23 protein-coding genes are annotated in these 23,534 nt (G+C 69.2%); 6 read left to right on the top strand and 17 right to left on the bottom strand.

Annotated elements, in window-relative coordinates; genetic code table 11:
- Positions 1-34 precede the first annotated feature (34 nt).
- Positions 35-1,351, top strand: a complete 1,317-nt coding sequence (locus R2K23_RS05255) for an MFS transporter (protein WP_316514877.1) — start codon at positions 35-37, stop codon at positions 1,349-1,351.
- Here R2K23_RS05255 and R2K23_RS05250 read toward each other — a convergent pair.
- From R2K23_RS05250 to R2K23_RS05225, 6 genes are all read right to left on the bottom strand, one after another.
- A complete protein-coding gene (locus tag R2K23_RS05250; RefSeq protein ID WP_316514874.1) occupies positions 1,333-1,680 on the bottom strand; it encodes a DUF732 domain-containing protein in 348 nt (115 codons plus the stop codon). The two genes, R2K23_RS05255 and R2K23_RS05250, sit on opposite strands and share 19 nt — an antisense overlap.
- A 30-nt stretch (positions 1,681-1,710) precedes the next feature.
- On the bottom strand, positions 1,711-2,913 hold the full coding sequence (locus R2K23_RS05245) for a cation:proton antiporter domain-containing protein (RefSeq protein ID WP_316514872.1): 1,203 nt from the start codon (positions 2,911-2,913) through the stop codon (positions 1,711-1,713).
- Between the two features lie 79 nt (positions 2,914-2,992).
- A complete protein-coding gene (locus R2K23_RS05240) occupies positions 2,993-4,336 on the bottom strand; it encodes a PhoH family protein (RefSeq protein WP_396893080.1) in 1,344 nt (447 codons plus the stop codon).
- Positions 4,337-4,525: 189 nt separating this feature from the next.
- Positions 4,526-5,356, bottom strand: a complete 831-nt coding sequence (locus tag R2K23_RS05235) for an acyl-ACP desaturase (protein WP_316514870.1) — start codon at positions 5,354-5,356, stop codon at positions 4,526-4,528.
- Between the two features lie 149 nt (positions 5,357-5,505).
- Positions 5,506-6,972 carry a glycine hydroxymethyltransferase gene (locus R2K23_RS05230; RefSeq protein WP_316514868.1) on the bottom strand — a complete coding sequence of 489 codons (1,467 nt, stop codon included), beginning with the start codon at positions 6,970-6,972 and terminating at the stop codon, positions 5,506-5,508.
- Positions 6,973-7,015: 43 nt separating this feature from the next.
- On the bottom strand, positions 7,016-8,230 hold the full coding sequence (locus R2K23_RS05225) for a DUF885 domain-containing protein (protein ID WP_316514866.1): 1,215 nt from the start codon (positions 8,228-8,230) through the stop codon (positions 7,016-7,018).
- A gap of 79 nt (positions 8,231-8,309) precedes the next feature.
- Between R2K23_RS05225 and coaA the strand changes: the two genes are divergently transcribed.
- Positions 8,310-9,248 (top strand): type I pantothenate kinase, encoded by a 939-nt coding sequence (gene coaA / locus R2K23_RS05220; RefSeq protein ID WP_316514863.1) that lies wholly within the window; start codon positions 8,310-8,312, stop codon positions 9,246-9,248.
- Between the two features lie 74 nt (positions 9,249-9,322).
- Here coaA and R2K23_RS05215 read toward each other — a convergent pair whose 3' ends face one another.
- The 3 genes from R2K23_RS05215 to R2K23_RS05205 all read right to left on the bottom strand — a co-directional run bounded on the left by R2K23_RS05215 (position 9,323) and on the right by R2K23_RS05205 (position 12,028).
- Positions 9,323-9,733, bottom strand: coding sequence for a hypothetical protein (locus R2K23_RS05215; protein WP_316514860.1), 411 nt, complete (start codon positions 9,731-9,733; stop codon positions 9,323-9,325).
- A gap of 101 nt (positions 9,734-9,834) precedes the next feature.
- Positions 9,835-11,229 carry a hypothetical protein gene (locus R2K23_RS05210; protein WP_316514857.1) on the bottom strand — a complete coding sequence of 465 codons (1,395 nt, stop codon included), beginning with the start codon at positions 11,227-11,229 and terminating at the stop codon, positions 9,835-9,837.
- 1 nt (position 11,230) lies between these two features.
- Entirely contained in the window at positions 11,231-12,028 is a 798-nt protein-coding gene (locus tag R2K23_RS05205; protein ID WP_316514853.1) for a (2Z,6E)-farnesyl diphosphate synthase, read from the bottom strand.
- A gap of 73 nt (positions 12,029-12,101) precedes the next feature.
- Between R2K23_RS05205 and trhA the strand changes: the two genes are divergently transcribed.
- Positions 12,102-12,854 (top strand): PAQR family membrane homeostasis protein TrhA, encoded by a 753-nt coding sequence (gene trhA, locus R2K23_RS05200; RefSeq protein WP_316514849.1) that lies wholly within the window; start codon positions 12,102-12,104, stop codon positions 12,852-12,854.
- A gap of 80 nt (positions 12,855-12,934) precedes the next feature.
- Here trhA and R2K23_RS05195 read toward each other — a convergent pair whose 3' ends face one another.
- The 4 genes from R2K23_RS05195 to mca are packed head-to-tail and all read right to left on the bottom strand — an operon-like array spanning position 12,935 to position 16,461.
- Positions 12,935-13,300 carry a nuclear transport factor 2 family protein gene (locus R2K23_RS05195; protein ID WP_316514847.1) on the bottom strand — a complete coding sequence of 122 codons (366 nt, stop codon included), beginning with the start codon at positions 13,298-13,300 and terminating at the stop codon, positions 12,935-12,937.
- Between the two features lie 11 nt (positions 13,301-13,311).
- Positions 13,312-15,318 (bottom strand): thioredoxin domain-containing protein, encoded by a 2,007-nt coding sequence (locus R2K23_RS05190; protein WP_316517063.1) that lies wholly within the window; start codon positions 15,316-15,318, stop codon positions 13,312-13,314.
- Positions 15,284-15,586: a hypothetical protein gene (locus R2K23_RS05185; protein ID WP_316514845.1), complete on the bottom strand. Its 303-nt coding sequence runs from the start codon at positions 15,584-15,586 to the stop codon at positions 15,284-15,286. The genes R2K23_RS05190 and R2K23_RS05185 overlap by 35 nt, the downstream gene beginning before the upstream one ends.
- Positions 15,583-16,461, bottom strand: coding sequence for a mycothiol conjugate amidase Mca (mca, locus tag R2K23_RS05180; RefSeq protein ID WP_316514844.1), 879 nt, complete (start codon positions 16,459-16,461; stop codon positions 15,583-15,585). Before mca ends, R2K23_RS05185 begins: the two co-directional genes overlap by 4 nt.
- 136 nt (positions 16,462-16,597) lie before the next feature.
- Between mca and R2K23_RS05175 the strand changes: the two genes are divergently transcribed.
- The 3 genes from R2K23_RS05175 (at position 16,598) to R2K23_RS05165 (ending at position 18,488) form a co-directional block, all read left to right on the top strand.
- Positions 16,598-17,044, top strand: coding sequence for a DUF4307 domain-containing protein (locus R2K23_RS05175; RefSeq protein ID WP_316514842.1), 447 nt, complete (start codon positions 16,598-16,600; stop codon positions 17,042-17,044).
- Positions 17,045-17,287: 243 nt separating this feature from the next.
- Positions 17,288-17,782: a transcription elongation factor GreA gene (gene greA / locus R2K23_RS05170; RefSeq protein ID WP_316514841.1), complete on the top strand. Its 495-nt coding sequence runs from the start codon at positions 17,288-17,290 to the stop codon at positions 17,780-17,782.
- A 46-nt stretch (positions 17,783-17,828) separates the two neighbouring features.
- A complete protein-coding gene (locus tag R2K23_RS05165; RefSeq protein ID WP_316514838.1) occupies positions 17,829-18,488 on the top strand; it encodes a GOLPH3/VPS74 family protein in 660 nt (219 codons plus the stop codon).
- Between the two features lie 6 nt (positions 18,489-18,494).
- Here R2K23_RS05165 and R2K23_RS05160 read toward each other — a convergent pair whose 3' ends face one another.
- From R2K23_RS05160 to R2K23_RS05145, 4 genes are all read right to left on the bottom strand, one after another.
- Entirely contained in the window at positions 18,495-19,670 is a 1,176-nt protein-coding gene (locus tag R2K23_RS05160; RefSeq protein WP_316514835.1) for a cystathionine gamma-synthase, read from the bottom strand.
- A gap of 103 nt (positions 19,671-19,773) precedes the next feature.
- Complete coding sequence (locus R2K23_RS05155) at positions 19,774-20,733, bottom strand: hypothetical protein (protein WP_316514833.1); 960 nt, start codon at positions 20,731-20,733, stop codon at positions 19,774-19,776.
- A 90-nt stretch (positions 20,734-20,823) separates the two neighbouring features.
- Complete coding sequence (locus R2K23_RS05150) at positions 20,824-22,230, bottom strand: cystathionine beta-synthase (RefSeq protein WP_316514830.1); 1,407 nt, start codon at positions 22,228-22,230, stop codon at positions 20,824-20,826.
- A 57-nt stretch (positions 22,231-22,287) separates the two neighbouring features.
- Positions 22,288-23,340, bottom strand: a complete 1,053-nt coding sequence (locus R2K23_RS05145) for an alpha/beta hydrolase (RefSeq protein ID WP_316514828.1) — start codon at positions 23,338-23,340, stop codon at positions 22,288-22,290.
- Positions 23,341-23,534 lie beyond the last annotated feature (194 nt).

Here is a 23,534-nt window from a genome sequence, read left to right as displayed (position 1 = left end):
TTCCACGTTGGGCGATGGTGATCACGCCGAAATCATGACGGTGACGAGGGTTTCCCCGTGGCGGGCCGCGATTGCGAGCTTCGTCGGCACGACGGTGGAGTTCTACGATTTCCTGATCTACGGGACCGCGGCCGCGCTGGTGTTCCCCAAGCTGTTCTTCCCCGAGGCTGACCCGTCGGTCGCGGTGCTGCTGTCGTTCGCGACCTTCGGGGTGGGATTCGTGGCGCGCCCCCTCGGCGGAATCGTCTTCGGCCACTTCGGTGATCGGGTGGGCCGCAAGCGGATGCTGGTGTACTCGCTGTTGCTCATGGGGGCCTCGACCGTCGCGATGGGTCTGCTGCCCACCTATGCCCAGATCGGGCTGGCCGCGCCGCTGCTGCTGACGGTGCTGCGGTTGCTGCAGGGCTTCGCCGTCGGCGGGGAGTGGGGCGGGGCCACCCTGATGGCGGTCGAGCACGCACCGGCCGCACGCAAGGGGTTCTTCGGGGCGTTCCCGCAGATGGGTGCGCCGGCCGGGACCGCGCTGGCCACCCTGGCGTTCTTCGCCGTCGCGCAGTTGCCCGACGAGCAGTTCCTGGCCTGGGGATGGCGAATTCCGTTCCTGGCCAGCGCCGTCCTGATCGTCATCGGGCTGGTGATCCGGCTGTCGCTGGCCGAGAGCCCGGACTTCGCCGCGGTGCGCGAGCGCGCCGCCACCGTCAAGATCCCGGTGGCCGAGGCGTTCCGGAGACACTGGCGGCAGATCCTGCTGGTCGCCGGCGCCTACCTGTCCCAGGGGGTCTTCGCCTACATCTGCGTGGCCTATCTGGTCTCCTACGGAACCACCGTCGCCGGGATCGGGCGCACCGAGGCGCTTTTCGGCGTGTTCGTGGCCGGCGTGATCGCGGTGCTGACGTATCCGCTCTTCGGTGCGCTGTCGGATCGGGTGGGTCGCAAGCCGGTGTTCTTCGGCGGAGTGGTGGCGATGGGCGCGGCGGTCTTCCCGACCTTCGCGCTGATCAACACCGGCAACGCCGCGCTGTTCCTGGCGGCCCTGGTGCTGGTGTTCGGGCTGGCGATGGCGCCGGCCGCCGGCGTCACCGGGTCACTGTTCAGCCTGGTGTTCGACGCCGACGTGCGCTACAGCGCGGTGTCCGTCGGCTACACGTTGTCGCAGGTGTTGGGTTCGGCGTTCGCGCCCACCATCGCGGTGGCGCTGTACACCGCCACCGGTACCAGCGATTCGATCGCGGCGTATCTGGTTGCCGTATCGGTAATTTCGGCGGTGTCGGTGGCGTTCCTGCCCGGGCCGTGGCGCACCCGCGCCCGCGACCGGGACTCAGCGCAGGCGGATCAGCCCGCTGGGCGGTAGCCGTCGCCGACCGACTGGCGCAGCTGCCAGGTCTGCGCCGGGCACAGCTCCTGCGCGGACTGGCTCAGCAGGTAGGACACCTTGTACTCGTCGGGGCCGAAGTCCCGCTTGATCTGCTCGGCCATCGCCGGATAGCTGTCGCCGGCGGCGATCCGGCCGCACAGCATGTAGCCGTAGTCCAGGGCGGCCTGCGCGTTGGGGAAGTTGTAGCCGGGCCCGGTCGTCACGTTGATGACATAGCCCAACTGATCGGCCTGCGCCGTCGGCGCCACCGCCACGGCCGCCGCTGCCGCGCCACCCACGAACATCGCCACCACAGACTTTCTCATGGACGTTAAATCTACTATGCGTAGTGCGCGTCAAGGCCGAGACCGGACAAGTCGGTCGACCGAGACCAGCCGGATCCCGCACGGCACGGTCAGACTGCCCAGCGTCAGGCTGATCGTCACCGCGACCACCGCCACCTGGACCAGCAGGTCGCTGTGCTCGAGTTCGCCGCGGCCGAGCACGATCATCGCCAGCACCAGGCTGCCGATGCCGCGCGGCCCGAACCACCCGACGAACAGCCGACTGCGCCACGGGACGTCGGTGCGCAGCAGCGCCGCCGTCGTCGCGGCCAGGCGGACGCCCACCAACGCCAGCGCCGCGAACAGCACCACCTGCCAAGTCGCCGTCCGCCAGGCGGCCACCACCAGGTAGGCGCCGAACAGCGCGAACACCAGCAACTCCAGCAGTTTCGCGGTGGCGTCGGTGACCTGGGTGGGCACCGACGCGCCCGCCCGCCGGCTCACCAGCGCATACGCCAGCCCGCCGACGAACGCCGCCACGAAGCCGCTGGCGTGCAGGCTCTCCCCCACCTGGAAGCACAGCAGCGCGACCGCGACCGTCGCCAGTTGCGCCCAGGTGTTGCTCATCCAACCGCGCCGCACCGACGCCACGATTACCCACGAGCCCGCCAACCCGACGAGCACACCCACCACCACCGACAGCAATTCGGTGCGCACCGCGAACCACACCCAGGCCGAGGCGCTCTCGTCGTCGGCGCTGCCCGAAGCCACCGCGAGCGCCGCCAGCAGCGTCGCCAGCGCGAAGCCGTCGTAGAGGCCGGATTCCACCGACAGCGCGTGCCGGACCCGCTCCGGGATGCGGCGGTCCTCCATCAGCGCCTCGATCAACGCGACCTCGGTCGGCGCCAGGATCGCGGCCAGGCAGACGGCCTCCCAGACCGGCAGCACGGGCAGGAACACCAACGCGGTCACCGTGCCGAGGACCAACGTGAGCGGGATGCCGATGAGCAGCAGTCGGCCGGTGAGCCGACCGCGCACCTTGCCGAGTTCGGCGGCCTGGTTGAACAGGATGACCGTCAGTGCCAGCTGAGCCAGGACGGTGAAGGTGTCGGCGTCGTCGCTGTCGGGCAGCACACCCAGCCCGGAGGGACCCAGGAGCATCCCGACCAGCAGGAAGATCAGCGCGGGGGCCACGTACCACCGCTTGACCACCGCCGAGACGACGGCATAGCCGAACACCATGGCGGTCAGGGTGATCGCGATGGTCGAATGCATGGCGGCTAAATCATCCCCACCCGCCGGGGATTTCGGCGTGTTTTGCCACGCCCAGCGTGGCAAAACACTCCGAAATCACTCAGGGCAGGGCGCCGGGGGTGATCTCTTCGAGCATCTCGGTCACCAGCGCGGCGATCGGTGACCGCTCGCTACGCAGCAGGGTGATGTGCGCGAACAGCGGATGGCCCTTGAGCTTCTCGATGACCGCGGCGACCCCGTCGTGACGGCCGACCCGCAGGTTGTCCCGCTGCGCGACGTCGTGGGTGAGCACCACCCGCGAACCGGTGCCCAGCCGGGACAGCACGGTCAGCAGGACGTTGCGCTCCAGGGACTGCGCCTCGTCGACGATGACGAACGAGTCGTGCAGCGAGCGGCCGCGGATGTGGGTCAGCGGCAGCACTTCCAGCATCCCGCGGGCCAGCACCTCCTCGAGGACCGCCGGGCTGGCCAGGCCTTCGAGCGTGTCGAACACGGCCTGGGCCCACGGCCCCATCTTCTCGCTCTCACTGCCGGGCAGGTAGCCGAGATCCTGGCCGCCGACGGCGTAGAGCGGACGGAAGACCACGACCTTGCGCTGGGTGCGCCGCTCCAGCACGGCCTCCAGGCCGGCGCACAGGGCCAGCGCGGACTTGCCGGTGCCGGCCTTGCCGCCGAGCGAGACGATGCCCACCGACTCGTCGAGCAGCAGGTCGAGCGCCACCCGCTGTTCGGCGGAGCGGCCGCGCAGCCCGAACACCTCGCGATCGCCGCGCACCAGTTGCACCCGCTTCTCGGCGGTGACCCGCCCCAGGGCGTGTGAGGTACCACCGAGCAGCCGAACTCCGGTGTGGCAGGGCAGGTCTCGCGCCTGCTCCAGGTCGATCTCGCCGTCGGCGAACAGCGTGTCGACCTCGTCTGCCACCACGTCGAGTTCGGTCATCCCGGTCCAGCCGGAGGTGATGACGTCCTGGGCGCGATATTCGTCGGCAGCCAGGCCGACGGCACCGGCCTTGACCCGCAGCGGGATGTCCTTGCTGACCAGCGTGACCCGCTTACCCTCGGCGGCAAGGTTGGCCGCACAGGTCAGGATGCGCGCGTCGTTGGTATCGGTCCGGAAGCCGGCGGGCAGCACGTTGGGGTCGCTGTGGTTGAGCTCGACGTGCAACGAACCACCCTGTGTCCCAACGGGAATGGGTTGGTCGAGGCGCCCGTGCTCCAGTCGCAGGTCGTCGAACATGCGCAACGCCTGACGCGCGAACCAGCCGAGTTCGTGATGATGGCGCTTGGCCTCCAACTCGCTGATCACGACGAGCGGTACGACAACCTGATGCTCGGCGAACCGGGTCGCCGCCCAGGGGTCGGACAGCAGGACGGACGTGTCCAGGACGTAGGTCCGCAGTCCTTCCGGCGAGATGTCCGACTGAGCCTTCGGTGAATCACTCACGAGGCGCTCCTCGACCCACGCGGCCCCGCGGAGGAATTGTCAGCGGGCGCAGCGGCATCAGGACCGGGGCCGGTCCTGCCGTAGTCGCTACGGGAGATACCGCCCGGATAGCAGAGCATGTCGCTAGCCATCGGAAATGACGCTACTCCCGCAACGCCATGGCGCGGGGTCAGGCGCGCCGAGACACGGTTACGCGCAGATGAACTCGCGGAGTTCCGCGCGGTCGGCCAGCCCGAAGGCGGTGATCTGGTCGGAGATCACCTGGCGCAGCTGCTCGGGTCCGAAGATGCCGGCTTCGGCGACGTTGGCGACCTTGCCCGCGAAGGCGTCGATGTCGGCACCGGGAACCTGCAGCTCCTTGGCGCGCCGCGCGACCGCCGCCACCGTCTCGGCCTCGTCGTACTGCAGGCACCAGCGCACCAGGTTGCCGAAGAACAGCTCGTGGCGCTCCTCGTCCACCGCGATCCGCTCCAGCAGCGACTTCAGCACCGGCTCCTCGGTCTGCTCGGCGGTGCGCCGGCAGAAGACCGCCCAGCTGCGCTCGAAGAACGCCATGAACACCAGGGTCTCGATCTGGGTGAACGAACTGGCCCGGTAGCCCTTGTTCATCACGTGGTCGACGCGGACGTCCTCGTTGGCCGTCGGGTCGAAGTTGCGGGTGACCACCAGGTAGTTGCGCATCACGATGGCGTGCAGATGCTCCTCGGCGGTCCAGCGGCCGATGAACCGGCCCCACTTCCACTCCAGGATGAAGTGCTCTACCAGCTCGCGGTGGTAGCCGGCGAGGTTGTCCTTGGTGATCTGCAGGATCTCGCAGGCGTCGACGACGGGCTGCGGCAGCGTCTGCTGCGACGGATCCCAGTCGCGGCCGCCCAGGAAGGCGAAGTTCTCGCCCTGTTCGAACGGCACATAGTCGTGGGCAAACCACTCTTCGGCGGTGTCGAGGTGGCGCTGCAGATTCTCTGCGACCACCGGCTCCAGCTCGAGCGTCAAGGCGTTGGCAACGGGAAACTCAGCCATGAAACTAACTGTAACCCGAGTTCACACGTTCCTTGAAATCGACCCCCACCTTCGTGCCCTCTTCCCACCCAAACGTCAGTTTGGGCGGGTTTGTGCGAGTGGCCGACGGCAAAACGTCGATCTCGGCGGCAACCGGCACGCGGCCGGACCTACAGGGTCAGGCCCGGGTACAGCGGGTTGGCGGCCAACAACTCGGCGGCCGCGGAGTGCACCCGCTCGGCGGTGCCGTCGGCCAGCGTGTACTTGGCCTTCGAGGTGCCCTGGGGCTGGGTGTTCTTCAGCACGTCGACCACCAACTCGGCCACCCGGTCGAAGTCGTCGGCCCCGAAACCGCGCGTGGTCAGCGCGGGCGTACCCAACCGGATCCCGCTGGTGTACCAGGCCCCGTTCGGGTCGGCGGGCACGGCGTTGCGGTTGGTGACGATGCCGGCGTCCAGCAGCGCGGATTCCGCCTGCCGCCCGGTCAGGCCGAACGACGTCACGTCCAGGAGCACCAGGTGGTTGTCGGTGCCTCCGGTGACCAGGGCCCCGTCCCGCTTGAGGAACCCGTCGGCCAGGGCCTGCGCGTTGTCGGCGACGGCCTGGGCGTAGGACCGGAACTCGGGGCGACGGGCCTCGGCCAGCGCGACGGCCTTGGCCGCCATGACGTGCGACAGCGGGCCGCCGAGCACCATCGGGCAGCCCTTGTCGACCGCCGGCGCGTACTCCTCGGTGGCCAGCACCAGGCCACCGCGCGGACCGCGCAGCGACTTGTGCGTCGTCGTGGTGGTGACGTGCGCGTGGGGCACCGGGTCCTCGTCGCCGGTGAACACCTTGCCCGCCACCAGGCCGGCGAAGTGCGCCATGTCGACCATCAGGGTGGCGCCGACCTCGTCGGCGATCTCGCGCATCTTGGCGAAGTTGACCCGCCGCGGGTAGGCCGAATAACCGGCGACGAGCACCAGCGGCTTGAACTCGCGCGCGGCCGCGGCCACGGCGTCGTAGTCGATGAACCCGGTGGCCGGGTCGGTGCCGTACTGGCGCTGGTGGAACATCTTGCCGGAGATGTTGGGCCGGAAGCCGTGGGTGAGGTGCCCGCCGGTGTCCAGCGACATCCCCAGAAGCCGCTGGTTACCCAGCTTGGCCCGCAGCTTCTCCCAGTCGGCCTCCGACAGGTCGTTGACGTGCTTGGCGCCCAGTTCGGCCAGCCCCGGCGCCTCCACCCGGGTGGCCAGGATGGCCCAGTAGGCCACCAGGTTGGCGTCGATCCCGGAGTGCGGCTGCGCGTAGGCGTACGGCGCGCCGAACAGCTCGCGCGCGTGCTCGGCGGCCAGCGCCTCCACGGTGTCGACGTTCTGGCACGCGGCGTAGAAGCGGTGCCCGACGGTGCCCTCGGCGTACTTGTCCGAGAACCAGGTCCCCATGGTCAGCAGCACCGCCGGCGAGGCGTAGTTCTCACTGGCGATCAGCTTGAGCGAGTCACGCTGATCCGCGAGCTCCTTGCGGGTGGCCGCGGCGACGCGAGGCTCCACCGACTCGATGACCTCCAACGCGGCGCGGTACGCGGCGCTCGCGGTCTCCGCGTACTCCGCACCCGGGGCGGCGGTCGAGCTGGAAACGGTCGAGTCTGCAGTCATGGTCCAAGCCTAAACCTCGGCCCCGGCCGACCAAATTCGGTGCTCAGGCCGCGGCGCGCAGGGTCGAGGGAATCAGCGGCTCGTCCAACAGCCGGCCGAAACGCTGCGTCAGGGTCACCCCGTCGGGCCGCTCGTCGAGCCACGGCCGCAGCAGCCGATATCCCTCGACGTAGGTGCTGGTGTAGGCGCGCCACAGCGGCGAGGACAGGAACCGCATCATCTGCCGGGCGCGGGTCTCGTCGACCAGCAGCCACCGCCGCACGTAGGCGACGACGTCATCGATGTCGCGATGTTCGTCGTGCAACATCAGCGCCGCGTCCTGGCGCACGTCGGCCAGGGTGGCGCGGGCCGCCGAGATGGCTTGGGCCCGTTCGGCGTCGAACCGCAGGCCCAGGTCGGCGTAGATCTCCGCGGCCCAGCTCCCCCACTCCGGGCCGATCGCCGCGTACAGCGCCAGGTCAGCCAGGCCCTCGGCCATCAGGCACTGCGGGGTGTTGACCAGGAAGATGGTCTGTTCCTGCTGACCGAGCGCCTCGACCAGCCCGGCCTCCTTGCGGCAGTGCTCGGTGTGGTGGCCGGGATAGGACTCGTGCGCGACGAGCGAGGGCAGGTTGGCCATCTGCTGCTTGAGGTCGGCGTTGACGGCCACCGTCGAGCGGTAATCGCCGTGGTAGTAGTTGAATCCCGACCAGGGCTTGTCGGTGACGATCTCGTAGTCGACGGTCTCGCGCTCGGGCAGCGGGAATTCCGCGCGGACCCGGTCGCGCAGGGCGCTGGAGAACGCCGCGATGCACTCGCCGAGCCGCTCCGGGGGAATCTCGTCGGCGCGCCGGTCGGCCTCCATCCGCTCGACGAGCGATCCGGTCCCGCCCAGCACCTCGTCCAGCCGGGCGTGCGCCTCGCGGTATCGGTCCTGGTCGCCCTTGCTGATGTCGACGTCGAAGTAGGCGCGGACCTCGTCGACGAACCCGACGTCGGTCCCGGCGAACTTGCGCGCCGCGCATTCCAGGGCGCGCAAGTGCGCCCCCAGGTACGCCGCGCGGGTTTCGTCGAAGCCGTCGCGCCGCGGCACCTCGGGCAGCGCGGCCAGCAGCCGCTGGGCCTGTCGGGCCAGGTCGGCGGCCTCGGGCGCGGGCTCGTCGGCGACCTGGCGACGCAGCGCGGGGTCGCCGGTGAACGAGTCCACGTAGCCCTCTTCGATGCGGTCGAAGCGCAGGCCGAGCAGCAGGTACTCGCGGATCAACGAAGCGGGTTCCATAGCGTTCAACGGTAGCCGCACCTGTGCTGGGCGACACCCACACGCACACCGCGTGACCAGTGCTGCAAGACTTGGGGCCATGTCGCGGCTGAGCGAGCCGAGCCCGTACGTGGAGTTCGACCGAAAGCAATGGCGAGCGCTGCGTATGTCGACGCCGCTCAAGTTGACCGAGGAAGAGGTCCTGGGGCTGCGGGGTCTGGGCGAGCAGTTGGACCTGCTCGAGGTCGAAGAGGTCTATCTGCCGCTGGCCCGGCTGATCCACCTGCAGGTGGCCGCCCGCCAGCGATTGTTCGCCGCGACGGCGGAGTTCCTCGGCGAGTCCGACCAGAACCCGGACCGGCCGGTCCCGTTCATCATCGGCGTCGCCGGCAGCGTGGCGGTGGGCAAGTCCACCACCGCGCGTGTGCTGCAGGCCCTGCTGGCCCGGTGGGGCAACCACGCCCGGGTGGACCTGGTCACCACCGACGGGTTCCTTTACCCCAACGCCGAGCTGTCCCGGCGGAACATCATGCACCGCAAGGGCTTCCCGGAAAGCTACGACCGCCGCGCCCTGATGCGCTTCGTGACGACGGTGAAATCGGGCGCCGAGGTGGCCTGCGCCCCGGTGTATTCGCACCTGCTCTACGACATTGTTCCCGGCGAGAAGCAGATGGTCCGCCACCCGGACATCCTGGTGCTCGAGGGCCTCAACGTCCTGCAGACCGGCCCCACCCTGATGGTGTCGGACCTGTTCGATTTCTCGGTCTACGTCGACGCCCGCATCGAGGACATCGAGCAGTGGTACGTGTCGCGGTTCCTGTCGATGCGCGCCGGCGCCTTCGCCAATCCGCAGTCGCACTTCCACAGCTACTCGACGCTGACCGACGAACAGGCGGTGTTCGCCGCGCGCGACATCTGGCATTCGATCAACCGGCCCAACCTGATCGAGAACATTCTGCCGACGCGGCCGCGGGCAACCCTGGTGTTGCGCAAGGACTCCGATCATTCGATCAACCGGTTGCGGCTGCGCAAGCTCTGAACATGGGAGAACCGGTGCGGGGCGCTTCGCCGTAACCTCTAACGGCGTCGCGCCACCGCACCGGGCGGCGGGAGTCACGCCAGACGGCGCACTCCGAGGTACTGCAGGCCCGCGAAGAACGCGGTGTAGGCGGCGCAGGCCAGCGCCGCGGCGATCCCGATGCCGGTCAGCGGGGCCAAGCCCTCGACGACCACCAGCACCGCGCCGACGGTGCAGGCCAGGTTCGCGACGATCACCCCGATCCCGGCGGCGCGCACGTCACGCAACCGCGCCAAGGCAAACACGACGGCGCCATAGAGCACCAGCGCGGTGCCCACGACGAAGGTGACGGTCGGGGTCAGGCCGGTCAGCGAGGACAGCGGGCCGGCGAGCACGGCGACGACCAAGCCGAACGCGGCGGTCAGGACGGCGTCGAGGCGCAGGGCCAGACGCAGCAGGGCGTCGTCGGTGCGGAGCCGGGGCGAGCCGGCGGCGGTGGCAGTCATCGATGGGTGCTCCTACTCGGACGAGATTCGGTTCGGACACCATCGATGCTGCTCAGGAGGCACTGCCAGGTCGCCACCGCGCACTGCCAACTGCTGCCAGATCAGTGACTTCGGTGCGCCTGGACGCGCTCGGCGCTGCTGCGCGCACCGAAATCGCCGGCCGAACGCAGGTCGGCGGCGATCACCCGGGCCGCGGCGTTCTGCCAGTTGTGCAGCGACCGCTGCGGCACCTCGGTGACGAACCATTTCCAGGCCTGCCGGGCCACCGGGTCCAACCCGGACGGCGTCGCGTTCTGGGCGTATGCCCGCACCCCGAGGACGTAGGGAAAGTACAGCGAGTTGTAGTAGCGCCATTCCTCGGTGGTGCCGAAGTCGCCGCCGTCGCGCGGTTTCAGCGCGGCGATCCGGTCGGCGAGTACGGCCTTGAGTTCGTTGGCCCGCTCCAGCGGCTGATCGGGCGCCCCGCGCGCGGCCAGCCGTTCATCGATCACCGGCAGCGCGGTCAGCGGGCTGGCGACCAGCTTCGTCAGGTCGCCGTAGTGGCCCAGCGCGCGGCGCGTCACCCGGGCGAAGGCGTCGTCGTCGAGGTCGTCGAGGGGGTTGTCGGCCCGCAGCGGCAGCGCCGCCTCGGTACCGCGCAGGGCCGCGCGATCGGCTCGCAGCGCCGGGGAGAACGTCAGCCGGTCCAGCAGTCCGGCCAGCGGGTCGGCCAGAACGTTGATCGCGACCGCGACCGCCAGGCTGGTGAACAGCAGCACGGTCACCACGCCGCGGCCCTCCGGGCCGACGACGGCCAGGCCGATCAGCGCCTGCCCGCCGAACAGCGTCGCGACCAGTACGGTGCCCGCGAACGAGCGCAGCATGTCGGCCCGCAGCGCCTGCCCCTCGTCGAACGCATCCCAAAGCGCGACGGCGACGCCCAGCAGCAGGACGTCGAAACCCGTTGCGGCCAGCGCCAATGCGCTGGGCACCAGGCCCAGCGGGATGATCAGGATCGCGTTGGCCAGCGCGAAGAACAGTGTGGCCACCACCACCACGCCGACCACCGACCCCGGCCGCGGCCGACGCAGCACGGCGCGCACCATGGCCGTCAGTGACGCCAGCGAGATGACCGCGAACATCAGCCAGTGCCCGAAGCGCAGCGGGCCTTCGACCCCGCCGGCCAGCCCGGCGCCGACCAGCGCCAGCACCGCCACCACGACGACGGCGGCCACCTCGGCGGCGCGGCCGCGCCACTGCTCGCCGGAGCGCGCCAGCTCCAGCAGGACGGCGAACCACGCCACCCCCGGGACGGCCACCAGGAAGATCTCGATGCGGCCCAGCAGATCGGCGGCCCCCACGCCGGCCACCCGCACCGCATCCAGCGCCACCACCAGGGCGAAACCGCACAGCCCGACCGCGGCCAGCACCAGCACCGGCTTGCGCGGGTCGCGGGCCAGCAGATAGAGGCCGAGCCACCAACTCAGCGCGAACACCACCGCCGAGAGCGCCGCCATTTCAGACCCCGAAGCGCCGATGCCGGGCGGAGTAGTCGCGCAGAGCGCGGAGGAAATCGACGCGCCGGAACTCCGGCCAGTGCGCTTCGGTGAACCACATCTCCGAGTACGCGCTCTGCCACAGCAGGAATCCGGACAGCCGCTGCTCGCCGGAGGTGCGGATCACCAGGTCCGGATCGGGCTGCCCGGAGGTGTAGAGGTTTTCCGAGATGGCGTCGACGGTGACGGCCTCGACCAGTTCCTCGGCGCTGGCCCCGTTGGCCAACTCCTTGGACAGCAACGCGCGGACCGCTTCGACGATCTCCTGGCGACCGCCGTAACCGACGGCGACGTTGACGTGGAACGAACAGCCCTGCGACGCCGCGTTGGTCGAGTCGACCGCCTGCCGTAACCGGCGGGCCGTCTCGTCGCCCAGCAGCCCCAGATCGCCGACGGTGCGCACGCTCCATCGGTTGGCCGGCGCGCAGATCTCCTCGACCACCTCGGTGATGATCTCGATGAGCGCGGTCAGTTCGGCGGGGTCGCGCTGCAGGTTCTCGGTGGACAACAGGTACACCGTCGTCATCTCGATGCCGGCCCGCTGACACCAGCGCAGCATCTCCGCGATCTTCGCCGCGCCCATCCGGTAGCCGATGCTGACGTCGTCATACCCCGCGTCCCGGGCCCATCGTCGATTGCCGTCGCACAGCACCGCGATGTGGCGGGGCAACTGTGAGCGCGATCGCCTCAGGTCGTGCTTGAGCCGCATCTCATACAGCCGGTACACCGGCTCTTTGAGTCGCGGGGGAATGATGTCCACGACAAATCAGACTACTGTGAGGCGGGGTGAACCCCACACGATCCGGACAGCTGGAGCCGATACGGAGAACGACATGAGCGCTCCCCCCGGCGGTAAGGCCGACGAGGGAATCCGACGCAAAGAGATCACCCAAATCGACTTGGCCGAGGACTTTCCCGAGGCTGTCGTCGACGGTGTCGTCGAGTTCCTCGGCAGACCGCGCGCCCGCGGCTGGATTCACGTGTACTCCGCGGTGGTCGCCGCGATCGCGGGCATCACCCTGGTCGCGGTGTCGTGGTCGGTGGAGTCCACCCGGGCCGGCATCGCCACCTTGCTGTACACCTTCACCAGCGTCGCGATGTTCACCGTCAGCGGCGTCTATCACCGGGTGAATTGGAAATCCGAGACCGCCCGCAAATGGATGAAGCGGCTCGACCACTCGATGATCTTCGTCTTCATCGCGGGCAGCTACACCCCGTTCGCGCTGCTTGCCCTGCCGCACACCGACGGCTGGCTGCTGTTCTGGATCGTCTGGGGCGGGGCGCTGGCCGGGGTGGCGCTGAAGCTGCTGTGGCCCGCGGCCCCACGTTGGGTGGGGGTGCCGCTCTACATCCTGTTGGGCTGGGTCGCGGCGTGGTTCATCGGGCCGATCATGCACGGCGCCGGGGTGGCCGCGGTGGTGCTGCTGATCGTGGGCGGCGCACTGTATTCGATCGGCGGCGTGCTCTACGCCCTGAAGTGGCCGAACCCGTGGCCGCGGACATTCGGCCACCACGAGTTCTTCCACGCCTGCACCGCGGTGGCGGCGGTCTGCCACTACATCGCGATGTGGTTCGCGGTGTTCTGAGCTTCTCTTGGGCGAGCGCTCATCGTTGTACGCATCGGAGGCAATTCGCGTACAAGGATGAGCGCTCGCGCCCTCAGGTGTTACTGCTGGGTGACGTCGGCCGGGCCCCAGTAGGCCTTCATCGACGTGATCAGTCCCTCGCTGTTGAAGGTCATCACCTCGATGGGCTCGATCCGCATGGTGCCCACCGTGATCGCGAAGACGAACGCCGCCTCGTGCCCGCCGGCGCGGAAAGACAGCAGCTCGGTGCTGAGTTCGACGCCGTCGGTGTTCTTGTAGAACCCGGCGATGGCCTGGCGACCGATGTGGACCTCCCCGCCGCCGACCGGATCCTCCAGCGTGGCGTCCTCGGCGTACAGCGCGGCGACATCCTCGGCGCTGCCGTTGACCACGGTGTCGAGGTATCGAGTGACGAAGGTCTTCAGCTGATCCGGCTCAAAGCTCATGTGCGGCCACGCTACACGGGCACGTCGAGCGCGGCGGCGAGATCCCCGACGTCGGACACCGGCAGGTCACAGACCGTGCCGCGGCACACGTAGGCGGCGTCGGCACCGCCGACCCGGTCCCGCCCCGCGAGCAGCGCCGAGGAGTCCAGCGCACCGCCGACGACGACGGTGCCGCCCGGGGCCAGCCGACGCGCGGCGGCCAGCAGCGGTGAGTCGGCCGAGCCGACCGCGACGGCGATCTGCAACGGACCGCGCACCGCGGCCTCGGCCACCGCCAGCCAGTGCCCGGCCGAGCGCGCCGCGCGGGCCAGCACCGGGGTGTGCACCGCCAGGGTCTCGGCGGCGGCGCGTCGGTAGCTGCCCGCGCGGTCTCCGTCGGCCAGATGCGCGGCGGTCAGCAACGCCTCGGCCAGCAACGACGCCCCGGCCGGGGTGGCGCCGTCGACCGGGTCGGACGGGCGCAGCACCAACCGCTCGGCGTCGTCGGCGGTGTCGAACCAGCGGCCCGGGCGCTGCGGGTCACCGAAATGCGTCAGCGCAGTGTCGAGCAGCCCGGTCGCCGACTCCAGCCAATGTTGTTGTGCGGTCAGCTGATACAGCGTGAGCAGCCCCGTCGCCAGCGCGGCGTGATCCTCGAGGATGGCCACACTGTCCCCCACCCTTGCGCCGAGGCTGGACCGCCGCAGCCGGCCGTCGACCAGGTGCAGGTCCAGCACCGCTCGGGCGCAGCGGGCAGCGGCGGCGAGGAGCTCCGGGCGGCCCAGCGCCACGGCCGCCTCACAAAGCGCGGTGATCGCCAGGCCGTTCCACGCCGTGACCACCTTGTCGTCGCGGTCCGGCTGCACGCGCCCGGCACGCGCGGCCAGCAGCGCCGCACTGACCCGCTGCAGCCGATCGGTGTCTTGCGGGTCGGCGGGCAGCTGCAGCACCGAGGCGCCGTGCTCGAAGGTGCCCGCCGCGGTGACGGCGAAAACCTCTGCGGCCCAGTGTCCGTCGTCGGCGCCCAGGACCGCGTTCAGCTGGTCCGGTGTCCACACATAGGTCGAACCCTCGCTGCCGTCGGCGTCGGCGTCCAGCGACGAGACGAACATGTCGTCGGCGGACAGGTCCCGCAGCAGGAAGTCCGCGGTCTGCCCGGCGACGCGCAGCGCCAGCGGGTCACCGGTGCGGCGGGCCCAGTGCGCATAGGCCCGCAACAGCAATGCGTTGTCGTAGAGCATCTTCTCGAAATGCGGTACCACCCAAGCATCATCGACGCTGTAGCGGGCGAAACCGCCGGCCAGCTGGTCGTGGATTCCGCCGCGCGCCATGGCCTCGCCGACGCGGGACACCGCATCCAGCGCGGGCATCGAGCCGGTGCGCTCGTGGTGGCGCAGCAGCGCCTCCAGCATCGCCGAGGGCGGGAACTTCGGCGCCCCGCCGAACCCGCCGCGGGCGGTGTCCTCGTCGGCGAGGACCGCGGCCACCGCGGCGTCGCACAGTTGCGCCGACACCGCCGGCCCGCCGTCGGGCAGGCCGCCGGCCATCTTGCGCAGCTCCCCCGAGATGTGGTCGGAGGACTCTTCCACCTCGGAGCGCCGCGTGCGCCAGGTGTCCCGGACCGCCGAAAGTAGCTGCAGGAACTGCTCTTTTGGGTAGTAGGTGCCGCAGAAGAACGGTCGTCCGTCCGGGGTGAGGAAACACGTCATGGGCCAGCCGCCCTGACCCGTCATGGCCACGGTCGCGTTCATGTAGACGGCGTCGAGGTCGGGGCGTTCCTCGCGGTCGACCTTGATGCAGACGAAGCCGTCGTTCATGGCGGCGGCCACCTGGTGGTCCTCGAAGGACTCGTGCGCCATCACGTGGCACCAATGACATGCCGCGTAACCGACCGACAGCAAGATCGGCACGTCGCGCTGCGCGGCCTCCGCGAGGGCCTGCGGTGTCCATTCCCACCAGTGCACCGGATTGTCGGCGTGCTGGCGGAGGTAGGGACTGGTGGCCTCAGCCAGGCGGTTGGCCACCGGACTCCCGAGGATCGGGGTCCTGCGTTTTCCCGGTGATGTCGATGCCGATCGCCGCGGTGCCCTCGTCGACGGCCTGGTCCGGTTCGGGGTGCTCGGGGTCAAAGGACTCCGGCAACTTCTTGAGGTGCCGGTTCATCGACCACACCAGCCCGAAGGTGCCGAGGAGCAGCAGCACCACGATCAGCAGTCCGAACGGGCTGGCCTTTCCGAAGTCCGGACCGGTGTTGCGCGGTCCCTCCTGAGCCAGCAGCGTCATTCCGGCAAGCAGCACGGTTGTCATGATTCGTTCTCCGGTTCGATCCCCGCGAACAGATCGGTCTCCGGCAGCGTCACGGGCACGCGCGAGCGCGCCAGCTCGAACTCCTCGGTGGGCCAGAGGCGCTGCTGCCATTCGATGGGGGCGGTGAAGAAGTCGCCGGCCGGGTCGATCTGGGTGGCGTGCGCGCGCAGGGCGTCGTCACGCTGCTCGAAGTAGTCCGAGCATTCGACCCGGGTGGTCACCCGCTTGGCGAACACGTCGTTGTCCGGGTCCCAGTGCTTGAGCCACTTCTCGAACGGGCCGACGCGACCGTGGTTGGCGAACTCGTCCTGCAGCAGCTGCATGCGCTGCCGCAGAAAGCCGTGGTTGTAGTAGAGCTTGAGGACGTTCCAGGGCTCCCCGGCGTCCGGGAACCGGTGATGGTCGCCGGCGGCCTCATACGCCGCGACCGACACCTGGTGGCAGCGGATGTGGTCGGGATGGGGGTAGCCGCCGTTCTCGTCGTAGGTGGTCATGACGTGCGGGCGGAACTCCCTGATCACCCTGACCAGTCGCTCGGTCGCTTCCTCGAGCGGCACCAACGCAAAACACCCTTCCGGCAGCGGGGGCAGCGGATCACCTTCCGGTAGTCCCGAGTCTACGTATCCCAGCCAGGTGTGCTCGACACCGAGGATCTCGGCGGCCTTGGCCATCTCGTCGACGCGGATCTCGGCGATGCGGCCGTGCACGTCCGGCAGGTCCATCGCGGGGTTCAGGATGTCGCCGCGCTCGCCACCGGTCAGTGTCACCACCATCACCCGATGGCCCTCGGCGGCGTAACGCGCGGTGGTGGCAGCACCCTTACTGGACTCGTCGTCCGGATGGGCGTGCACCGCCATCAGCCGCAGTTTGGTCACCGTGCGCCTTACTCGTTCTCGTCGCGTTCGCGGCCCGCGTCGGGCACGCATTAGTCTCAAGTGTCGGTGGCCATGATCCCATTCCGAGGATCGGTCACCGACACCCGATCCCCCAGCAGAGACGTACCCCACACCTATGGCGAACCCATCCGAGCCCACCGCCGTCGTCGCGCGTCCGGAATCCCGGTACGGCAAACCGCGCCGCGGCCCCAGCCGTCCGGTCATCGCCGTGCTGGGGGTGCTGGTCGTCGCGCTGGGCCTGTTCATCGCCTACCTGGGCTACCAGCGGTTGGGCACCAGCGAGGTGAAGGGCGAACTCGCCAGCTTCGAGCTGATCGACGATCGCACCGTCGAGGTCACGCTCAGCGTCACCCGTCAGGACCCGTCGCAGCCGGTGGTCTGCATTGTTCGGGGCCGCTCCCTCGACGGTAGCGAGACCGGCCGCCGCGAGGTGCTCGTCGCGCCGTCGACCGACAAAACGGTGCAGGTCAGCGCGCTGGTCAAGACCAGTCGCCCGCCGGTGGTCGGCGACGCCTACGGTTGCGGGACCGACATCCCCGGCTACCTGCGGGCGCCGTGGTGACCCCCTGACGCCGCTGCCGCGTCGGTGACCCGCCGGGCAACCGGCGGGGTCGCAACCGTGAACCCCGATCGACGCCCGAGTGGTATGCTTCACACATACACGGTTCCTGCTGGGACCGTGTATTGCTTCTTTAGCGCGACTACCGCCGCTCTGAGACGGCAATACACGCGGAAGCCCGGCAGCCACGACAGGCAGACTGCCAACGCGTATAGCGCGGACCAACAACTCGAGGAGCGCGACCACATGACTGATATCGACGTCACCTGGCTGACGCAGGAGTCCTACGACCGGTTGAAGGCCGAGCTGGATCAGCTGATCGCCAACCGCCCGGTCATCGCCGCGGAGATCAACGACCGCCGCGAAGAGGGCGACCTTCGCGAGAACGGTGGCTACCACGCCGCCCGCGAGGAGCAGGGGCAGCAGGAGGCCCGGATCCGCCAGCTGCAGGACCTGCTGAGCACCGCCAAGGTCGGCGAGACGCCCACCCAGTCCGGTGTCGCGCTGCCCGGCTCGGTGGTCAAGGTGTTCTACGACGGCGACGAGTCGGACACCGAGACCTTCCTGATCGGCACCCGCGAGCAGGGCGTCAACGACGGTGAGCTCGAGGTCTACTCGCCGAGCTCCCCGCTCGGTGGCGCCTTGCTCGAAGCCAAGGTCGGCGAGACCCGCACCTACACCGTGCCCAACGGCAACACCGTCAAGGTCACGCTGGTCAGCGCCGAGCCGTACCGGGGCTGATCCACCCGCGGGCGTCCGACGCGTCCGTAGAAAGCACCCTCGCCGCATGCCCGCCATCGCCGAGGAGCTGCTGTTGCTGCTGTTGGACAACGCCTCGGCGCAGCCGGCTCTCGACCCGTCCCGGCGCCGCCGCGTGCTGGCCGGGGCGGTGCTGCTGGACCTCGCCTACCAGTGGCGGCTGCGGCCGGCCGCGCCCGGCGAGCCGGTGCCCGAGGGCCGGCTGATAGCCCTTGTGGGTCCCGACGACGGCGATCCCACCTCGGGCTGGGCGTGGCAACGACTGGCACGCAAGCCGCGCACCGCGAAATCCGCCGTCGCCAAGCTGCAGCGCGACGTCGAAACCCGGCTGCTGGACCAGCTGGAGTACGCCGGCCTGCTGAGACGAACGCCGCTGTACACCAAGCGGTTTCGCCGCGATTATGCCTGGCTGCTGACGGACCGGAACCGAGCGGCGCGGGTGCGGTCGCAGCTGCTGCGGGTTCTGATCACCGGCACCGAACCCGCCCCGGCGACCGCCGCGGTGATCACCCTGTTGCACACCGTCGGCGGCCTCGACGAACTGCTGTCGTTCGATGACCGCGCCCGACGGTGGGTGTGGCAGCGGGCCGCTGAAATCGCCAGCGGCAGTTGGGTTGCCGCCGACAGCGACCTGGCCGAGGTGAACCTGGCCGTGGTGGCCGCGACGGTGCGTGCGGCGCTGCGCTGAGAAGCCTCAGGCCTCCAACGCCTGCTGCAGGTCACCGATCAGGTCGCCGACGTCCTCGATACCCACCGACAGCCGAACCAGATCCTCGGGCACCTCGAGCTGCGAACCCGCCGTGGAGGCGTGCGTCATCGCGCCCGGATGCTCGATGAGCGACTCCACCCCGCCCAGCGACTCGGCCAGGATGAAGAGTTCGGTTCTGGCGCAGAGCCGGCGGGCGGCCTCGATGCCGCCGCGCATGCGGATCGAGATCATGCCGCCGAAGCCCGACATCTGCCGCGCGGCGACCTCATGGCCGGGGTGATCGGGGCGGCCTGGGTAGTAGACCCTGTCGACCTCGGGATGCTCGGCGAGGAAATCGGCCACCGCGGCGGCATTTTCGGAATGCCGTTGCATCCGCAGCACCAGCGTCTTCAACCCGCGCATGGTCAGGTACGCGTCGAACGGGCCCGGCACCGCACCCGCACCGTTCTGCAGGAACGCGAAGGCGGAATCCAATTCCTCGTCGTCGGTCACCAGGGCGCCGCCGACCACGTCGGAGTGTCCGCCGATGTACTTGGTGGTCGAGTGCAACACGATGTGCGCGCCCAGCGCCAACGGCTGCTGCAGAGCGGGCGAGGCAAAGGTGTTGTCCACCAGGACTTTCGCGCCGTTCTCGGCGGCGATGGCCGACAGCGCCTCGATGTCGGCGATCGACAGCAGGGGGTTGGTGGGCGTCTCGATCCAGATCAGCCGGGTCTGCGGCGTCAGCGCGGCACGCACCGCGTCCGGGTCCGACAGCGACACCGGCGTGTGGGTGATGCCCCACTGGGTGAACACCTTGTCGATCAGCCGGAACGTGCCGCCGTAGGCGTCGTCGGGGATGACGACGTGGTCGCCGGGACGCAGCACCGCACGCAGCACACAGTCAGTGGCGGCCATGCCCGAGGCGAAGGCCCGGCCGAAGGTGCCGCCTTCGACCGCGGCCAGTTGCGCCTCCAGCGCCGCTCGGGTGGGGTTGCCGGTACGGGCGTATTCGAATCCACCGCGCAGTCCGCCGACACCGTCCTGGGCGAACGTCGAACTGGCGAAGATGGGGGCGTTGACCGCCCCGGTCGCCGGGTCCGGCCGGTATCCGGCGTGAATGGCGCGGGTGGCCAGCCCCTGCCAGGAGTGCGCGTCGGCCTGACTACGTTGCTCGCTCATAAGTTCAAGCCTAGTCGGGTGACGCAGCGCTCCGCGGAGCCAGCGGAGCGCGGAGGACGCAGTCGAGGCGCCACCGCGGTGACGCCTCGACCGTGTCAAGCGCTCATGGCAGCGCGGGGGCAACCTCCCCGCCGCTGAGACGGCGATAGGTGTAGACCTCGAGCAGCATGATGACCGGCGCCGCGACCAACAACCCGACGAAGCACAGCAGCACGCCGACGATCGCCAGCAGGATGGTGAGAAGCCAGACCAGCAGCACCGTGCCGAAGTTGTTCTTCACCAGCTCAAAGCTGAACTTCATCGCGTCGACGGGGCGCAGGTTGCGGTCGAGCAACGCCAACGTGGAGAACAGCAGGAGGATGGACACCACCAGACCCGGAAGGATTCCGAGGATCCCCAGGACGGGCGAGACCATGCTCAACAGGAACGTGCACACCAACACGGTGACCCCGGTGGCGATCCCCACCAACAGGCTCAGGACGGCGAACGCCCCGATGCGCTGCGGACGGAAGAACGAACTGATTTCCACTTGCCGGCCGTTGGCAATGTCGAAGATGCCCACCAGGTAGGCCGAGGTGACAGCCGCGCCCACCACGAGCAGCACCAGATAGCCGATCAGCATCACCACGATGCCGGTCGAGCTGAGGTCGGCCGTCGCCGAGAAGTCGAAACCGGTGTCGTAGGAGTCGTATTCGGCCGAGCCGGGCGAGACCGCCATCGACAGGCTCTGGAAGATCATCGACACCACGCTGACCAGCACGAGCGCGATCAGGGTCACGACCACCAGCGGCAAGGCGTTCTTGCTGAACTTCTGCCAGGCCCAGGTCAGCCCGTCGCCGACGCTGAAGGGCTGCGGACCGAAGCCGGGCGCCGGAGGATAGGCGCCGAACTGGGGCGGTTCCGGGTACCCGCCGGGCGGCGGGGGCGGAACGCTGCCCGACGACGGCGGTGGCGGATATCCGCCTGCCGGCGGGGGCGGAGAGTTGCTCGGAGGCGGCGGGTAGCCGCCGTCCGGTGGGGGCGGCGGGTAACCGCCCGGCGGGGGTGGCGGATTTTCGGTCATGAAGCGCCTTCCAGTATGAAATTTGCTACCAAAACGGCCTAACGCTACCGGAGAACGGCCCGCGAGAGCGGGCCAATCGAGCGTGTCCGCTTACCGACGCGAACCGCTGTCGGAGAGGAAGCCCAACAGGTCACTGCGGGTCAGCACGCCGGCCGGTTTGCCGTCCTCGACCACCATCACCGCGTCAAATTCGCGCAACGCCTTCGCCGCCGAGGTCGCCAACTCGCCGGCGCCCACCAGCGGCAGCGCGGGGCTCATGTGCTTGGCCACCGCGTCCGCCAGATGCGCGCGTCCCTCGAAGACCGCCGAGAGCAGTTCCCGCTCGGAGACGCTGCCGGCTACCTCGCCGGCCATCACGGGCGGTTCGGCCCCAACGACCGGCATCTGCGAGACGCCGTACTCGCGCAGGATGTTGATGGCGTCGCGCACGGTTTCCGACGGGTGGGTGTGCACCAGCGCCGGCAGCAAGCCGGACTTGCCGCGCAGCACGTCGCCCACGGTGGGTTCGTTCGTCGAACCGTCGAGCCGCTCGCGCAGGAATCCGTAGGACGACATCCACTCGTCGTTGAAGATCTTCGACAGGTAGCCGCGCCCGCCGTCGGGCAGCAGCACGACCACCAGCGAGTCGGGACCGGCCTTGACCGCCACCTCGATGGCCGCCACCACGGCCATGCCGCAGGAGCCGCCGACCAGCAGCGCCTCCTCGCGGGCGAGCCGACGCGTCATCTCGAAGGAATCGGCGTCGGACACCGCGATGATCTCGTGCGGAACCTTGGGGTCGTAGGCCTTGGGCCAGAAGTCCTCGCCGACGCCCTCGACCAGGTAGGGCCGGCCGGTGCCGCCCGAATACACCGAGCCTTCCGGGTCGGCGCCGACGACCTTGACGGGGCCACCCTCGCGGTCCTGCGACACCTCTTTGAGGTAGCGGCCCGCGCCGGTGATCGTCCCGCCGGTTCCGACGCCGGCCACGAAATGGGTGATCTTGCCGTCGGTGTCCGCCCAGATCTCCGGACCCGTTGTCTCGTAATGACTTTCCGGGCCCATCTGGTTCGAATACTGGTCTGGCTTCCAGGCGCCGTCGATCTCCTCGACAAGCCGGTCGGAAACGCTGTAGTAGCTGTCCGGATGCTCCGGCGGGACCGCGGTCGGGCAGACCACGACCTCCGCGCCGTAGGCGCGCAGCACGTCCTGCTTGTCCTCGCTGACCTTGTCGGGGCACACGAAGATGCACTTGTAGCCGCGTTGCTGGGCGACCAGCGCCAGCCCGACGCCGGTGTTGCCGGAGGTCGGCTCGACGATGGTGCCGCCGGGTTTGAGCGCGCCGCTGGCCTCGGCGGCGTCGATCATCTTGATGGCAATCCGGTCCTTGGAGCTGCCGCCGGGGTTGAGATATTCGATCTTGGCCACCACTGTGCCGGCGCCCTCGGGCACCACCGAGTTGAGTCGAACCAGTGGTGTGTTGCCGATGAGTTCACTGATGTGCCGAGCGATCCGCATGCCTCCATCTTGGCCCAGTCCGATTCGAACGGCACCAGAGCATGGGGGAACGGCGTTCTATCCGGTGGCTTCGCGGATGTATTCGCCGATCTGCCGCAGGGAGCGGGTCGCCTCCGGGATCAGCGGCGCACCCAGCTGGAAGTCGTGGATCTGGCCGCGCCACACCCTGACCTCGGTGGGGACCCCCGCGGCGGCCAGTCGGCGCGCCGCCAACCGGGCATCGTGGAGCAGCACCTCGGATCCGGACACGTGGATCAGGGTTCGCGGCAGACCGGGCTCGATGTGGTCGAGGGGTTCGTACATCTGCTCGGGCTCGCCGTCGACGATGCATTTCGCCGCTGCCCTGGCCACCAGGCTGACCAACGCGTCGAACGCCCGCGGCGGGAACATGGCGTCGGTCTTGATGTTGGGGTGGGCCTGCTTGGGCTCCTTGGCCAGCTGCAGCAGCGGCGAGATCGCGACCAGCGCGGCGGGGCGCTCGCCTTGCTCCTGCAACCGCTGCGCGAGCGTCATCGCCAGGTAGCCGCCGGCCGAATCACCGGCCAGCACAATCTGTTCCGGGCCGTAGCCCCGCAACCGCAGCCACTGGTAGGCGTCGTGACAATCGTCGACGGCCATGCCCACCGAATGCTTGGGGATCAACCGGTAGTTGACCATCAGCACCGGGGAGTCGGCGAACTGCGACAGCGAGACGCCGATCGGCCCGTGCGAGTTCACCCCGCAGGTCAAGAACGCGCCGCCATGCATGTACAGCACCACCCGCCGCTTCCCGTCGGCCGGCAGCACGCCGGGGGCGCGGACCAGCAGGGCGTCGGCGTTCGGCAATTCGATGGTGGCGCGCACGGTGCCGGGCTTCGGCGTCAACGCGCGGGCCACCTGGTCGACAATCCCGAACGGCCACGGCAGGTGCGGGACGTAGCTCCCGATTGCCAGCACGGGGCGGATCGTCACCCGGCAGGCCAGCGAGGCGAGGTGCGCTCGCAGGCTGGTCTGGGTCTCGACGACTTCGACGGGCGCGCCGTCACTGACCGGAAATTTCCGGGGACGACGGCTGCTACCTGCGCCGATATGTGCACGAGGCGCTGCGTGGACCTTGCTGGGTGCGGTCATTTCAACACTCCCCTACGTCGTTGTAGTGGCCTGTCTACCTGGGGTTGGGCTGCCGTTCAGCCGGCCCGGATAACTTAGCTTGACACTTCTTAGAGTTTTAACAATCAACGATGTTGAATTGATACCGCATCCGATATCCGGCCGTGACCGCCGCCCCCGACGCTCCCCGCCAGCAATCCCGGAAAGCACCCGTT

Source organism: Mycolicibacterium sp. MU0050, from assembly GCF_963378085.1.
Classification (GTDB): domain Bacteria; phylum Actinomycetota; class Actinomycetes; order Mycobacteriales; family Mycobacteriaceae; genus Mycobacterium; species Mycobacterium wendilense.
This window is presented reverse-complemented; position numbering and strand designations above follow the sequence as displayed.